The sequence below is a fragment of the Aquabacterium olei genome, assembly GCF_003100395.1.
Taxonomy (GTDB): Bacteria; Pseudomonadota; Gammaproteobacteria; order Burkholderiales; family Burkholderiaceae_C; genus Aquabacterium; species Aquabacterium olei.
On the sequence record NZ_CP029211.1, the window covers coordinates 115,292 to 131,727 of the forward strand.

Below are 16,436 nucleotides of genomic sequence, written 5' to 3' on the forward strand. Positions count from 1 at the left end.
CCTGCCATGAACAAGCACGTCCATCGTCTGGTGTTCGACCGTCGCCGCAGCATGTGTGTGCCCGCCGCCGAACACGCCCGCAGCGCAGGCAAGTCGGCCAGTGGCCAGTGTCGCGCGCGCCGCGGCGCCCCGTGTCTGGGCGGCGCGGCCGCCGTGGTGCTGGCCGCTTGCGCCTGGGACCCGTTCGGCGCGCATGCGGCGGGGGGCATGCCCCTGTCGACGCTGATCCCCCGCAGCCCCACCGTGATGGCCGACAAGGCGGCAGCGGGGCGCCCGATGGCCAACCTGCCCCAGCGGTTCAGGGACTTCAGCGGCAAGACCCCCGGCAATCCAGTGGACGTCAACCGTTTCCGCATCGACACCACCGACCCCCGCACGATGCGCATCGACCAGTTCGATGACCGCGTCATCATCAACTGGGACACCTTCGACATCGGCCCGGGCTACACCGTGCGCTTCGTTCAGCCCACGGGGGGCTCGGCGCTCAACAACATCTGGGACAACCAGGCCAGCGTGATCCTGGGCCGTATCCAGGCCAATGGCGAGGTGCTGCTGCAGAACCAGAACGGCATCCTGTTCGGCCCGACCGCCCGGGTCGACACCCAGCGCTTTGTGGCCACCGCACTCAAGCTGGCTGACGAAACCTTCCTGAAAGGCATCCGTTCGGCGCAAGGTGGCAGCACGCCCACCTTTGGCGGCACCGACCAGCAGGACCAGGGGTTTGTGTCGGTGGAGCGCGGCGCCGAGATCAAGGCGCTGGCCGGTGGCGACGTGATCCTCGTGGCCCCCCGCGTGTACAACGAGGGCCGCATCGAGACGCCGTCCGGGCAGACCGTGATGGCAGCCGGCCAGAAGGTCTATCTCTTCAGCTCGACCGATGCGGCGCAGCGTGGCCTGTGGGTCACGGTCGATGCGTTCGACCCGCTGGTGACGCCGACCCGCGCCGGCGTGAACACCGTGGAGCAGGCGGCCACGGGCACGTACACCGTGCGCGATGGCGAGACGGTGACCAACGAGACCGGCACCACCGGGCTGGAACAGCGCATCAACGAGGTGGTGGCGGACAAGGGCCGCATCAACCTGGTCGGCATGGTGGTGCGCCAGATGGGCAAGCTGTCGGCCACGACCGCGGTGAAGGGCCAGAACGGCGCCATCCTGCTGCACGCGGTGCAGTCGACCACGGCGAGTGCCGACAACGTCGTCAACGGCAACCTGGGCCAACTGGAGATCGGCGCAGGCAGCGTGACCCGCGTGACACCGAGCGAGGACAGCGCCACGCAGAAAGACGCCGAGACCTTCTACCGGTCCACGGTCGAGCTCTTCGGCAAGGACATCCGCATCGGCGCGGGTGCGCTGGTGGAAGCCGTGTCGGGCAACCTGTCCATCATGGCCGCCGCCACGCAGCAGAACCCGCTGTTCAATGGTGAAGGCACGGCCACGCAGGAAGCCAGCCTCTTCATCGACCGGGATGTGCGGCTCAGTGTGGCCGGCCTGCGGGACGTGGCGTTGCCCATGAGCCGCAACCAGCTCATGCTGAGCCTCTACCAGAACGAGCTGGCCGACACGCCCGTGCAGCGTGGTGGGGTGCTGTATCGCAACCAGGTGTACTTCGATGCCCGCAAGCCGGTCGCCGTGGCCAACGTGAAAGGCGCCTACAACCTGATCGAGCGCACCGCACGTGAGCTGTCCGTTCGCGGCGGCAACCTCCGAGTGGAGGCCGATGGCGCGTTGGTGGTGGCCGATGGCGTGAAGTTCGATGTGTCCGGGGGCAGCAAGCGTTATGACGCGGGGCAACTGTTGACCTCGGTGCTGGGCCGCGGGGCCGGCACGTCGGTGTCGCTGGATCAGGCCCGACCGGATGTGCGCTATGACCGACTCATCAGCCCGGGCCAGCTGAGTGGCGAGGCCGCCCCTTTGTCGCTGGCGTCGACGGCGATACAGCCACGCGAGACCAGCTATGTGGAAGGCGCAGATGCCGGCTGGCTCAGCCTGAAGGGCAGCACGCTTTACATCGGCGCCGAGATCCAGGCCGACGCCGTGGTGGGGCCGCTGCAACTGTGGGGCAACCCCAGCGGAACGACGGTCTCGGCCGCGGACACGACGGTGCGCCTCAACACCAAGGTGTCGACCGAGCTGGGGCGGCTCGCCACCCTGATCGACAAGCCGCACCTGTATGCCGCTGTGCGGCCGCTGGGCGGCCGCGTCGACATCGAGAACACCCAGGGATCGGTGCGCCTGCAGGCAGACACCGCGGGTGGCATGCCCAATCTGCCCGATGAAGACGCGGGTGCAGCGTCGAACTGGTTGGCCGGCTTGGCGACCGAGACCCGCGTGTCGGCCAAGATGCTGCAGAACAGCGGGGCGTCGGCCGTGGCCCTGAAGGCGACCCACACCAGCGACGCGGTGCCGCATGACGTGAACGTGGATGCCGACGTGAAACTGGATCTGGGTGCGTCGGGTTCGTTCCTGGCGGCAAGCCAGGGCGGCGGCACGGTGACGATGGCGGGGCAGGTGCGCGCTGCAGGCGGCACCATCGCGCTGGAAGCCGGTCAGGCGCGCGCCAGTGGCACTGGCGAAGGCAATGCCACTGGCGCCGGCCCGGGGGATGTCGTCGTTGCGTCGACGGCCGTGCTCGATGTGTCGGGCGGGGCGAGCGCCCGCGGCGCGGAGGGCGATGGCGGGCAGATCGCGATCAAGGCCGGCCACAGCGCCTCGGTGGCCGAGGGCGCGCTGCTTGACGTGTCGGCCGCGCTGCTGCGTGGCGCACCGTCGGGCACGGTGAAAGGCGATGCCGGCGGCATCAACCTGCAGGTCAACACCGCCGTGCCGGCAGGCGTGCCAGAAGACACCGTCTCTGGAAAGCTGATCCTGGCTGGCACCCTGCGTGGCTTCGATTTCCGCCGGGGCGGCAAGCTGGCGATTGGTGGTTTGCGGAGCCTCTGGATCGGTGAGCCGACGGCCCAGGTGCCGCAGGCACTGCAAAGCGGACTGCAGATCGCGCCGGCCTTCTTCTCCGAAGGCGGCTTCGGCACGTTCACGCTTCAGACCAAGGGCGACATCGTGGTGGCGGACCACACCCGCATCGCGCCCAGGCTCGTCAACCTGAGCGAGCCGGTGAGCTGGTCGCAGATCAATGTGGGCCGCGCCGGCCCGACGGGCGTGGCCATGGCCGCAGAAACCGAGCGCGTGGTGCTGGACGATGCGCTGCGGCAGCCGGTTTCCATCACGCTGGATGCGTCGGCGTTGAAGGCCGATGTGGCGATGTCGAATCAGCCAACCGGGTTGAACCGGGGCGGCAGCGTCACGCTGGGCGAGGGCGCGGTGATGGACGCCGGGCTTGGCGGCAGCCTCACGCTGCGCGGCAGCTACCGGGTGGACGTGCACGGTGCGCTGGTGGCGCACGGCGGCGACGTGACGGTGGGACTGGGCACCGACACGGTGTTGCACCGCGTGGGCTCGTCGCCCACCAACGCGCTCGAGCTCGACCCGGTGGGCTACCTGCCTGACCAGGCCGTGCAACTGCACGACACCAGCCTGATCGACGTATCGGGCGCGGCCCGGGTGCGCGCCGCCACGGTGGCCGGCCAGACGCGACTTGTCGGCGACGTGCTGGGCGGCGGCACGGTCAGCCTCAACCCGGACGCCCAACGCGGCTGGGTGCTGATGGACGAAGGGGCGGTCATCAACCTGAGCGGTGCACAGGCCGCGTTGCATACGGGGGTGTCGCGTCAGGCCACGACCGTGAGCGCTGCAGCGGGCACGCTCAATGTGTCCTCTCTGTATGGCTTCTACCTGGGCGGCACCTTGATCGCCCACCGCCCGGACGCCAGCGTGGCCGGCGGGCAGTTCAACGCGCGCTCGGTGGCAGGCAGCATCCGCGATTTCCAGCTGCAGCCGGACTCGGTGCCGGGCTCGGCCTTTCCGGAGCAGAGCGTGTCCGAGGTGGGCCGCATCCGGGTGGTGGGCGAAGGGCAGACGGTGTCGACGGACGCCGCCGCGCGCACCTTTGGTGAGAGCCAGGTCTCGGCCTCGGGGCTGCTGGACAGCGGCTTTGATCGCCTGTCCTTCACGGCCAGCGAGCGGGTCGTGCTGGGCCGCGATGCCAACCTGGTCGCGAGACCGGCCGACCGTGCGGGCCATGTGCCATTGCGCTCGGTGGTGCTGGACGCGCCCGTCATCGCCGCAGAGGCCAGTGCTTCCGGCACGCCGAACGCCGTGACGGTACAGGCACACCATGTCAGCATCGGCTCGGCCCGATCGGCCGACCCGGCGTTGGGCATGCAGCCGCCGGGCGCGGCCACGACGGGCACGGCCGCGCTGACGGTGAACGCAGGGCTGATCGACTGGTATGGCACACACGCCTTCCAAGGGTTCGCCAACGTCGCGTTGCGGGCCACGTTGTCTGCCAAGCACGAGGTGGGCGCGCGCCGCAATGGCGAGATCCGGCTCAACGGCCTGGGCGCTGGCACGACGCGGCCGACCGCGGCCCTGTTGTTCGATGGCCACCTCGAACTGCAGGCCGGCAACCTGTACGCCAGCACGCTGACCGATGCCCGCATCGAGGGCACGGCAACGTCCACCCTGCAGACCCTGAATCCCCAGAAGGGCGCCAGCAGCGCGTCGCCGCTGTCTGCCCTGGGGCGCCTCACCCTGGACGCCGGCACGGTGAACCACGCCGGCACGATCGACCAGCCGTTCGGCGACATCCGGATCACCGGAACCCAGGTGGCGCTGCAGGACGGCAGCCGGCTTTCCGTCAGCGGTGAGGGGCTGGTGGTGCCGGTGGGCTTCATGCTGAACGGTCAGCGCTGGCTGTATGGCACCAGCGAGGCCGGCGTTGCCTCTTCTGCGGATGCGAAGGCCGTGCTGGATCTGGTGGACCTGCACAAGGACGTCACGGTCGACTCGCCCAACCTGACGGTGGCATCGAGTTCGCGTATCCAGGCCCAGGCCGGTGGTGACCTGCTGGCGTGGGAGTTCGTCGAAGGCGTGGGCGGCACGAAGGACACCTTCAACCGCGCCGGCGTCTATGCCATTGTTCCGGGCCACACGTACGAGTTTGCCCCCTATGACACGCAGACGGCGCTGACTGCAGCAGCCAACGGGCAGCCCCTGTCTGTCGGTGCGCAGGTGCGGATCACGAGTGCCAACGGGGCCCTGCCACCGGGCACCTACACGCTGTTGCCTGCACGCTATGGGATCCTGCCGGGCGCCGTGCTGGTGTCGACCCGAACGCTGGTGTCGGACCAGCCGCTGGCGACCGGGCTGACACGGCCCGATGGCAGCGTGCTGGTCTCAGGCTTCGAGACGGCCGTGGGCACCAACATCAACGGCGCCAACCGCCGCAACCTCGCGCTGCTGTTGGAACCGGCTGCGACGGCGGCCGCACAGTCACGGGTCGACCGCGTGTCGATCAACGATTTCCTGAGCGCGCAGGAGGGCACGCGACCTGCTTCGGGCGGGCGCGTTTCCCTGCTCTCGACCCAGGCGTTCGACTGGACCGCCAGCTACCAGCTCAAGGGCGGCGAGCTCGACCTCAGCATGGGCCGTTCCCTGGTGGTCGGCCTGGCCGGCACCACCCGGCTGGAGGACGGCGAAGTGCTGGTGTCGGCAGAAGCCTTGTCCCGTACGGAAGCCGACAGCATTCTGCTGGGGGGGCAGCGCGAGGAGGTGAAGGGCGAAACCGTCGTCACCGCCAAGGCCGAGCACATCCGGTTCGATGGCGACGTGTCCACCGGCGAGTTGATCGCGGTGGCCCGGCACAGCATCGATGTGGCTCAAGGGGTGAGCCTCACCGTCGACGAAGGCCAGCACGCCGACACGGATGTGCAACGCGTGGTCCGTGTTCAGGGTGACGGGGCCACGCTGGCCGTCAGCCACAACAAGGGCCTGGACGTGCAGCGTGACCTTGCCTCGGTGGCTGCGGGGGCGCGGCTGGAAGGCCGGCTGAGCATCGCCTCGTCGGTGGCCGCACCCAGCGCGCTGAAGGCAGCGCATGTGGTGATGGACGCGGCGGGCGCGCTGTCGGTGAACCCGGGCACGGCCATCCAGGCCAGGGCCATGAGCGTCGCCGCCGGGCAGATCGCCATTGGCGACGCCACCGCAGACCCCGGTCTGGTGCTGGCCGGCGGCCTGCTTGAGAGCGTCAACGCCGCCGAACGCGCGCAGATGCGCAGCTACGGTGCCATGCAGTTCGCGGCGAATGCGAGCCTGGGCAGCGCGAAGACGGCCCGGTTGACACTCGACGCCCCGGCCCTCGTCGGCCAGGGGGGCGACATCACCGTGCGCGCCGGCGAGGTGGTGCTCCGCAACACCACCGGGCGCGCGGCGCCGGCCGACCTGACCGGCGCCGGGCGACTGCGCCTCGAGGCCACCCCGGCCTTGTCGGATGTCCGCACGGGCGGACTCATCGTCGGGGCCGGGCCGGTGCGCCTGGCGGCCGAGTCGGTCACGCTGGCGAGCCAGGGCGATCTGGTGTTCGACGGCCGCGGCAAGCAGACCAACAGCCTGTCCTCCCAGGGCGACCTGACGCTGAGCGCGGCCCGGGTGACGGCGCTCTCGGGCGGAACGCATCAGGCCCGGGCCGATGGCGTTCTGCGCGTGGAGAAGGCAGCGGGCTCGCGCACGCTGGGTGAGACCACGGGCCTGGGCGCGGCGCTCACCCTGTCCGGCACGCGGGTTGAACAGCACGGCCGCGTGGAGGTGGCTTCGGGCAAACTGGAGATCGAAGGCCGCGGCGCGACCGACAGCGCCCGGACCGTGGTGCTGGGCAAGGGCTCGGTGACCCGTGCCGCGGGGACCGTCGTCCAGGCGGGCCGCACGTGGGCGGCCAGCTCGGCCGGCGGCGATGTGCGCATCCGCGCGGCTTCGGGCGACATCGAGGTGTTGGGTCAGATCGATGTGTCCGCCGGCGGGATCCCCGTGCACGACGGCACCGGCAAGGTGGTGGGCTGGAAGACGGCCTCCGCGTCCGACAGCGCGAAGGCCGCCGGCACGATCGAACTCAGCGCACCCACCGAGACCGGTCGCGTGGTGTTCGGCGCTGACGCCGCCCTGCTGGGCCGTGCCAGCACCGACACGCTCAGTGGCCAGCTGATCGTCGACGCAGGCCGTGTTGCCGAAGCGGCCCAGGCCAGCGCCGCGGCCGGTGTGCGCGGCACGCTGGACCGCCTGGCCGAACTGAGCAACGAAGGGGGAATGCACGGTGCGGTCACGGCCCGCCTGCGCGGTACCGAGGATCAGAGCCTGCACACGGCCATGAAGGCCGTTCGCACGCGCATTTCGGTGGATCAGCGCAGCCTCACGCTGGGCGGCGACGCCCTCATCGACGCCCGGGCGCCGCAAGGCGGGATGGTGCAGTTGTCGGCGCGTGGCCTGACGCTGGAAGAGGGCGCGCGCATCCAGGCCGCGTCGAGCCGAGCCGGCGCACAAGGCGGCGACGTGCTGCTGTCGGCAACCACCGGCACGCGCGTGATCTCGACCGTCGACCCCGACACGGGTGAAACGACCCTGAGCACCGTGACGGACCCCGGTGTGCTGGATCTGCGCGCAGGCGCCACCGTGGACGCTGGGACAGGGCGCATCGTGCTGCGCGCCGAGCGGGACGACAACGAACTGGCCGCCGCAGTGGCGCTCGCCACCGACGCGGCGGCGCAGGCTGGCGAGGGCAGCGATCCGGTGCTGGATGCCGAAGCCATGGCCCGCGCGCTCCGCATGGCGCCGGTGCAAGCCACATTGAAAGCGGGCGAAGTGCTGGTCGAGTCGGCCCGCGTGTACGAACGCAACGACAGCGGCGAGGCCTACACCGGCATCCGCGCGGCAGCCAGCAGCGGCACGCTGCTGGGCCAGCGTGACCTCAGCACGCATGCGGCCGAGTTCCTGGGTTCACGCGATGTGGTGATGCGCTCGCTGGGCCTGTTGGGCCAGGCGCAACTGCGTGCAGGCGTCGAAGTGCGTGCGGCCGGCGATCTGACCGTGTCCAGCGACTGGAACATGTGGCGCGCCGACCGCGCGGACGACCCCACCCTGGCGCCCCTCATGCTGACCCTCCGCGCTGGCGGACACCTGCGCATCCATGGCAGCCTGAGTGACGGCTTCACGACCGCCGCTGCCACGGGCAGCGTCGCATCGGGCGATGCGGCGTCCTTCCGGCTCACGGCCGGCGCGGATCTGAATGCGTCCGACCTGTTGGCCGTGCAGCACGCAGCGACCGAGGCCGACCTCACTGTGGCGGCCGGCAAGGTGGTGCGCACGACGACCGGTTCCATCGAGATGGCCGCTGCGCACGACGTCGTGCTGGCGCCGGGAACCGGCACCACGCCCGTGCAGGGGCTGGTGTATGTCGCGGGGCGCCCAGTCGATCTGCCGGCCGACCAGGTGGCGGCCGCGCCAGACGTGACAGCCATGGGCTACACCCACCGCGGGGGTCGACTGGAGGTCCACGCAGGCCGGAACATCGCGTCTGCCGCCCCGGTTCAGCTGCCGAGCAACTGGCTGCTGCACGCGGGGGTGATGGCCGACGACGGCAGCGTGGGCCTGGGCGCATGGGCCAGCTACCTTCCTGCCTTCCGCCAGGGGCTGGGCTCGTTTGGCGGGGGCAACGTGCACGTCTCTGCGGGCGGCGACATCGTCAACCTCGGCGTCGTGGCGCCCACGTCGGCACGTCATGTGCAGACCTGGGGCACCAGCGCAGAGGGAGAGGCCGTGCCTGGCACCCCCACGCTCGACCTGCGCAATGGCGGTGACGTGACGGTGCAGGCCGGGGGCGACATCCGGGGCGGCATCTACCTGCTGGGCCGGGGTGAAGGCCGGCTGGAAGCAGGCGGCGCCTTCACGACCGGCACCAACGTGAAGCCCGACGTGCCCGGGCAGGGCGCCATCCTCGCCCTGATGGATGGCCACTGGTCGCTGCAGGCACGCACCGGGCTGGAAGTCGCCGCGGTCTACAACCCCACGGCCCTGTCATCGCCCTCGGCCACGCGGATGCCCACCGAAAGTGCGGCCTCCTTCTTCACGTACGGCAGCGACAGCGGCGTGCGGCTGTCCAGCGCCGCGGGTGATGTCGTGTGGAATGCGGAAGGCGCCTTCTCGTCGTTCGAGACGCTGGTGGGCACGGCCACCCGGCCCACCACGGTACAGGGCTACTTCAACTACCTGCATGGCAGTGGCCAACTCATGCCGGCCGCAGACCGCGTGACCCGGTCGCTGGCGGTGAGCAACCGCCTGGCGCAAGTGGCGCCGCCCACCGTGCAGGTCAGCGCCCTGGACGGTGCAGTCAAACTGCTGACATCGGAGCTGTACGCGCTGTGGCTCTTCCCATCCGCCACGGGCAACCTGAGCGTCTATGCGGGCCACGACCTCGCCATCACTGGCGGCAGCCGAGGCGTCATCATGCTGGACGGCGACCCGGCACGCTGGCCGAGCGTCAGCCGCCCTGCCCTGGAAACCGGTTGGACGGACGGTGCCTACGCCACCTTGCGCCCGGCTGAACTCGGCCTGGCGGGTGACAACCGCAAGCTCTCGGTCGACACCCTTTACAGCAGCACCCTGCACCAGAACGATGCCCTGCCCGCCACGCTGTACGCGGGGGGCAGCATCACCACCGACACGCGGCTGACCGTGCCCAAGGCTGCGGTGGTGGAAGCCGGTGGGGACATCGTGGACCTCAGCTTTGCCGGTCAGCATTTCCACGAGACCGACGTCACGCTGATCAAGGCGGGCGGCCGCATCGTGGGACGCGACAACACGCCCAGCGACCGCGACAGCGGCATGATCCAGCTTGCCGGGCCGGGTGAACTGCAGGTCGAAGCCGGGACCGACCTCGACCTGCGCACGGCGGGCGGCATCCAGACCATTGGCAACCTGCCGGGCAGCTACTACGGCATCTCGGCCTTCAACGTCGGCAACGCCGCCTTGCCGGACACCGGGGCCAGCGTGCGCGTCAGCGCGGGCATGAACCGGCGTGTCGACGTGGACGCCCTGATGCAACGCTACCTTGCCTCCGACCCGCAAGCACAGGTGGCGCTGGTGAACCATGTGCGTGGCGTGCTGGCCCTGCCCGCGAGCCAGCTTCCAGATCTAAGCGGCCTCGTGGGCACCGAGTTGCGGACGGCATTGGCATCGGCCTTCCCGGCGGCGCTGCAGTACTACAGGCAGTTCAGTCAGGCTCATCAACTGAGCTTCGCCGAGGCGCTGGTCGACCGCGCATTTGTGGCCCGCTACGTGGCCCCGGGCCAGGCGTACGCCGACGCGTGGGCAGTCCGTGCCAGCGCGCTCGGGCTGGACCCGGCCCGCACCGAAGGCACGGCCTTCCAGCAGTTCAAGGACGAGATCCTGATGGGCGAGGTACGCCGGCTGGGCCAGCAGGCGGTCGAACTGGCCGACTCGACCGATCCGGCCGAGAACCAGCGCCGCAAGGCACAACGTGAGGCGCTGTGGGCCCAGGTCGACGAGGCCACCAGCCTGGCCGGACTGGGTGCCGGCTTCCATTTCGACGGCGACATCAACCTGGCTTCGAGCAAGATCCACACCCTGGCGGATGGCAACCTGTTGTCGGGGGGCGCCGACCTCTTCGCGCCCGGTGGGCAGATCCTGGTGGGCTACTCTTCCTCGACGCCGACCGACCGGGACAACGCGGCCACGCGCGGCCTGGTGGCCTACAACGGCGGCAGCATCCGCGCATTGGCCGACGCCGACTTCCAGGTCAACACCCAGAAGGCCTTTGTGGTCGGTGAAGGTGACCTCGTCCTGTACAGCCGGCGCGGGGCCATCGACTCTGGCCGCGGCTCGAACACGGACGTGACGGTGCCTGCGCCGGTGCCGGTGGTCGATCCCCTCACGGGGGCGGTGGTGTTCCGCTCACCCGCCGTCACCACCGGCAGCGGCATCGGCCTGCTGAAGAAGGCGGACGGCACGTCCCGCGGCACGGTGGACCTCTTCGCGCCCATCGGCGGTGTGCTGGCGCTCGACACCTTCATCCGCAACGAGTCGGGCGGAGACATCCGCGTGGCCGGGCCGGTCAAGGGCGGCGACAACCTCAAGGGCAACGTCAAGGGCGGTGCGCCCACCGTCGCCCGTCCGTCGGTGAAGGTCGGCACCAAGCTACCCGGAGAAGCCACCTCGGGCGCCACGCAGCTGGCCGAGGCCAGCCAGGCCGCGCGCCGCAAGGAGACCAACGGGATCCTCACGGTGGAATTGCTGAGCCTCGGCGATGAAGGCGTGACCCGGGGCGGTGCCCCCCAGGCGGGCTCGGCCTCGCCCTGCCCGCCGAACGATCCCGACTGCGCCCGCTGACAACGGGCGGCGCTCGCTCCGATGGTCCGATCTGCACCACCTGTCCAGGGGGCGCTGGTCCGATCGGACCATCGGCTTTACCAAGGGGGACACACCCCCTTCTGACAATCGCTCACCTGTCCTGAACATCTGTTGCCATGAATGCCGTCCGGAAAGCTGTCTGCCTGATTGCCATGTTGTCTGCCTTCGCCAGTGCGCCTGCGCGTGCCTGGTGGGATGCCGACTACAAACAGCGCACGCGTGTGACGCTGAACACGTCCAGCGATGGCGTGACCACGCAGGAGGCGCTCGCGGGTCCGGTCATTCCGGTGCGCCTGCATTCGGGCAACTTCGATTTTGTGGGGGCGCGCGAAGATGGCAGTGACCTGCGCGTCGTCGCCGCAGACGACAAGACCCCGCTGAAGTTCTGGGTCGAGCGCTTCGATGGTGCAAATGAACTGGCCGTGCTGTGGGTGCAGCTGCCGAACGTGGCACCGGGCACGGACAAGAACGCCGTGTACGTGTATGCCGGCCACGACAAGGCGACTGCCGAGAACACATCGCCCAAGCTCTTCGACGCCGCCATGCGGGCCGTGGTCCCCTTCAGCAGCCAGGCCGGTGAAGAACTCCTCAGTGGCCTGCAGCCTGCCGGGCCGGTGGCGCAGGAAGCGAACGGTCTGATCGGTGCAGCGGCCCGGCTTCAGGGGCAGCCGCTGACCTGGAAGGGCGAGACGCTGAAGGGCGACCCGCAAGGGCCTCACAGTGTGAGCCTGTGGCTGAAGCCGGCCACGCTGGATGGCACGGTGTTCGAACAGGGGGCGCTCAAGCTGGTTGTGGCCGGCGGATCGCTCAAGGCCACGCTTGGTGCGGCGCAGGCCGCAGGCGGCACGCTGCCGGCGTCTTCCTGGGCACACCTCGCCGTCACGGTCGGCGCGGGCAAGCTGACCCTGTATGTGAACGGTGCACAGGCGGCACAAACCGACCTCGCGGGCGGGCAGGCACCCATTGCCGGCGAGATCTCGGTCGGTGCCGGCCTGACCGGTCAGGTCGATCAGCTGGAGGTGGCCAACACCGTGCGCAGCAGCGACTGGGTGAAGTTCGCCCACGCGGCGCAGGGCGCCGAAGCCAAGCTGGTTCTGTCGGTGACGCAGACGCCCGAGACCGCCGAGTCCGAAGCGCAAGCCGGTGAGGCAGGCCACTTCGCCATCCTGGTCGACAACCTCACCACCGACGCCTGGGTCGTGATCGTGATCCTGGCCATCATGTTCGTCATCGCCGTCTGGGTCATGTACGACAAGGCCGTGCTGGTGGGCCGCGCCGACAAGGACAACCGCCGCTTCCTGGCCGCGTTCCGCGACAGCAAGGACGTGATGTCCGTGGCGGCGCAAGGCATGCCGCACTCGCAGCTGGCGCGGCTGTACCAGGCTGGGTTGCGCGAGTTGCGCAAGCGGGATGTCGGCGCACCCGGCGCAGCGCCACTGAGCGGCGCCTCGATCGACGCGGTGAAGGCCGCCATCGACGCCGACCTGGTGCGCGAGGGACACACGCTCAACAGCCGCATCGTGCTGCTGACCATCGCGATCTCCGGTGGGCCCTTTCTGGGGCTGCTCGGCACGGTTGTCGGCGTCATGATCACCTTCGCGGCCATCGCTGCCGCGGGCGACGTCAACGTCAACGCCATCGCCCCGGGCATTGCGGCTGCGCTGCTGGCCACGGTGGCCGGCCTGGGCGTCGCCATCCCGGCGCTCTTTGGCTACAACTACCTGGCATCACGCATCAAGTCGATCTCGGCCGACATGAGCATCTTTGTCGACGAGTTCGTGACGCGCGTGGCCGAAAACCACGGCGCACGCTGAGCGCGAGGCAGTCATGGCCGGTGACATCAAAGGCGATCTGCAGGCGTATGACGACATCAACGTCACGCCCATGCTGGACCTGGCCTACGTGCTGCTCGTCGTCTTCATCATCATGACGACCGCTTCGGTGCAGGGCGTGAAGGTGGAGAGCCCGCAGACGCTGGCGGCCAACAACCTGGCCAAGCCGCAAACCAAGGGCATCACGATCACCGCCGACGGGCAGGTGTACCTCGATGCCTACCCGGTGAGCCTGGAGGAGCTGCAGTCCACGCTGGCGCAGTACAAGGCCGCCAATCCGGCCCTGCCCGTGATCCTGAAGGCCGATGCCGCGGCGCAGTACGACAAGGTGATGGCGGTGCTCGAGATCGCCAAGCGCCTGGACATCACCGAAATCGGTCTGGCGACCAAACGGGCGCAGTGAGGGCGACATGCAGGTTCAGGACGACACCCGGCCCTACGACAGCATCAACGTCACGCCCATGCTCGATCTGGCGTACGTGCTGCTCGTCGTGTTCATCCTCATGACGACGGCGTCGGTGCAGGGCCTCACGGTCAACATGCCCAAGCCCAGCAACAAGCCGAGCACCGAGAAGCACGAGTTGAAGGTCGTGCAGGTGATGGCCGATGGCGCGTTGCTCCTCAACGGCGCGGCCATCAGCATGGCGGATCTGGAGCGCCAGCTCGCGGACGCCCGAGCACGCGACCCGAAGATGAGCGTCGCCATCAAGGGCGATGCACGCACGCACTACGCCAAGGTGGTGGCCGTGATCGACCTGTGCAACAAGCTCGAGGTGGGCATGGGCCTCGTCACCTCGCGCATCGGGACCTGAGGAAACGACATGGCCGAGCTGGCACTGAATCCGACTCCGGACGGTGGCGCTGCCGAGGGTGGCAAGCTGCGCTGGCTGGCGCCTGCAGTCATCACCGTGTTGCTGGTCTGCGGTGCGGGTTGGTTGTTTTCCACCCTGGGGGACGGCCCTGCCCCGCCCCGGCGCCAGACGGTGAAGATCGCGGTGCTGCCCGACACGCCGCCGCCTCCGCCTCCGCCCAAGGAAGAGAAGAAGCCCGAGCCCGACAAGCAGCCGCAGCAGGCTCAGCCCGTGCCCATGCAGCAGCCCAAGCCGATGGAAGCCCCGCCTGAGCCGCAGCAGCTGAAGATGGACGGCCCGGCGGGCGATGGGCCCAGTGCCTTTGCCGCTGGCACTGTCTCGCAGGACTACAAGGGTGGCGCGATCGGAACCGGCCCGGGCGGCGGCAACCGCATGCAGTTTGCGTTCTTCACCAACCGCCTGCTGCGCCACATCCAGACCGAGCTGGCCCGTCGCGCCGAACTCAAAGGCAGCGATTACCGCGTCAACGTGCGTGTCTGGCTGGCGGACGACGGCCAACTTCACCGCATCGAGCTGGCCTCGTCTTCCGGTGACCCGCAGACCGACCGCCTGCTGCAGGAGGCGCTGACCCGCCTGCCCGCCATTGACCAGGTCCCATCCAATCTGCCGCAACCCCTGTCCATGCGCATCACCAACCGCGTGACGGGCTGACCGTCCTCCATCCCATGAAGTTCACATCTGTTCCTGTCCGGCCCACCCTGATGGCGCTGTCCGTGCTGGCTGTCCTCGCTGCCCCCGCGGCCCGGGCCGACCAGGCATCCGCCATCGAAGCGGCACACCAGACGACGCTGAGCCTGATTGAAGTGCTGGTGGAATCCGGCGTGCTGACACGGGACAAGGCCGATGCCATCCTGAAGCAGGCCCAGCAGCGGGCGGCACAGGCCGTTGCAGCGAAACCGGCTGGCGCGGGCACCTTGCAGGCGAACCAGGAGCCCGGCGGAACCGGCACCGGCGCACGCCCCGTGATCCGTGTGCCCTACCTCAGCGAGGCAGCGCGCACCCAACTGCGCAACGAGGTGCGGGAAGAGGTGCTGGCCCAGGCCCGACAGGAACGCTGGGGGGTGCCGAACGCGCCGTCCTGGATCGACCGAGTGCGCATCGAGGGCGACATCCGCTACCGCTATCAGAAGGACCGCCCTTCCAGCGACAACACCCCGGCCGACGACTACGTGGCCGCGCTGTTCAGCGGAACTGGCGGCCTGACCCGTGCGGCCGATTTCATGGGCTACGAAGCCGTGACCATCGATGGTGCGGACTACGCGCTGGCGTCGGGTAACACGCAGAAGGCCCGCAGCCGCGAGCGACTCCGTGCGCGCCTGGCGATCTCGGCCAAGGTCAGCGACGAAGTCGGAGCCGGGTTCCGGCTGACCACCGGCAGCGCGACGGACCGCGTCTCCACCAACCAGACGCTGGGCCAGGACTTCAACAAGTACCAGGTGTTTCTCGACCGGGCTTTCCTGCGCCTGGATCCGAACGAGTACGTGACCCTGCAGGCGGGGCGCATTCCCAACCCGTGGTTCGGCACCGAAATGGTCTGGTCGGAAAACCTCAACTTCGAAGGCGTGGCTGCCAGCGCGCGGTGGTTCAACGAAGACCGCACCGCCGTTCCGTTCGCCACGGTCGGCTGGTTCCCGATCCGCGAGCAACGGCCGGGCGAGCGCGGCGGGCGATCCCTGATCGGCGCGCAGGTTGGCGCGCAGCTCGAGCCGACCTCTCGCACCAAGGTGAAACTTGGTCTGGCTTACTACCGCTACCAGAATCTGGAAGGCCGCGAAGACAACGGCTACTACGTCGAGTCCAGCGGCGGGAGTGTGGCCGACCCCATCGTGTACGGACGCCACGAGTACGGCCGCAACCTGCGCCAGAAGGGCAACACGCTGTTTCAGACCAACCCGGCCGACCTGACGCCGGTCTGGGGCCTGGCCTACAAGTTCGAGCCGATGGTGTTGACCGCGTCGGCAGAGTTCATGCACTTTGCGCCCTTCAGCCTGATGGTGTCGGCCGAGTACGCGAAGAACCTGGGCTTCGATGTCGCTGACTTCCGCCGACGTGCGGGCAGCGCCTTTGCCCGCGTGAACCCGGGTGGCAAGGACGACGGCTACATCATGAAGGCCGCGTTCGGCTGGCCCGAGGTGACCGACCTAGGCCACTGGCAGCTCACGACCTCGTACCGCCACATCGGCTCGGACGCGGTGCTCGACGCCTTCAACGACAGCGACCTCGGCCTCGGGGGCACCAACCTCGAGGGCTACACGCTCGGCTTCAACCTCGGGCTGGCCCGCCAGACGATGCTGGGCGTGCGCTACCTGGCCGGCCGCACGATCGACTCTCCGCTCAACAACCTGACCAACGCCCAGAGCAAGGCGAAGTACCAGGTCAACACGCTGCAGGTGGATCTCAATGTGCGCTTCTGACCTTC

At 69.2% G+C, this 16,436-nt stretch carries 6 protein-coding genes; all 6 read left to right on the forward strand.

The annotated features are described in order from the left end of the window. Positions 1-6: 6 nt before the first annotated feature. The 6 genes from DEH84_RS17935 (at position 7) to DEH84_RS17960 (ending at position 16,431) form a co-directional block, all read left to right on the forward strand. Entirely contained in the window at positions 7-11,292 is an 11,286-nt protein-coding gene (locus DEH84_RS17935) for a two-partner secretion domain-containing protein (protein WP_109038580.1), read from the forward strand. Between the two features lie 173 nt (positions 11,293-11,465). After that, on the forward strand, positions 11,466-13,127 hold the full coding sequence (locus tag DEH84_RS17940) for a DUF2341 domain-containing protein (protein ID WP_109038581.1): 1,662 nt from the start codon (positions 11,466-11,468) through the stop codon (positions 13,125-13,127). A 13-nt stretch (positions 13,128-13,140) separates the two neighbouring features. Next, entirely contained in the window at positions 13,141-13,548 is a 408-nt protein-coding gene (locus DEH84_RS17945) for an ExbD/TolR family protein (protein WP_109038582.1), read from the forward strand. 7 nt (positions 13,549-13,555) lie between these two features. After that, complete coding sequence (locus DEH84_RS17950; protein ID WP_109038583.1) at positions 13,556-13,957, forward strand: ExbD/TolR family protein; 402 nt, start codon at positions 13,556-13,558, stop codon at positions 13,955-13,957. Between the two features lie 9 nt (positions 13,958-13,966). After that, a complete protein-coding gene (locus DEH84_RS17955; protein ID WP_109038584.1) occupies positions 13,967-14,668 on the forward strand; it encodes an energy transducer TonB family protein in 702 nt (233 codons plus the stop codon). Between the two features lie 14 nt (positions 14,669-14,682). Then, the gene (locus tag DEH84_RS17960) at positions 14,683-16,431 is read left to right on the forward strand and encodes a putative porin (RefSeq protein WP_109038585.1); all 1,749 of its coding nucleotides are present in this window, start codon (positions 14,683-14,685) and stop codon (positions 16,429-16,431) included. Positions 16,432-16,436: the final 5 nt, after the last annotated feature.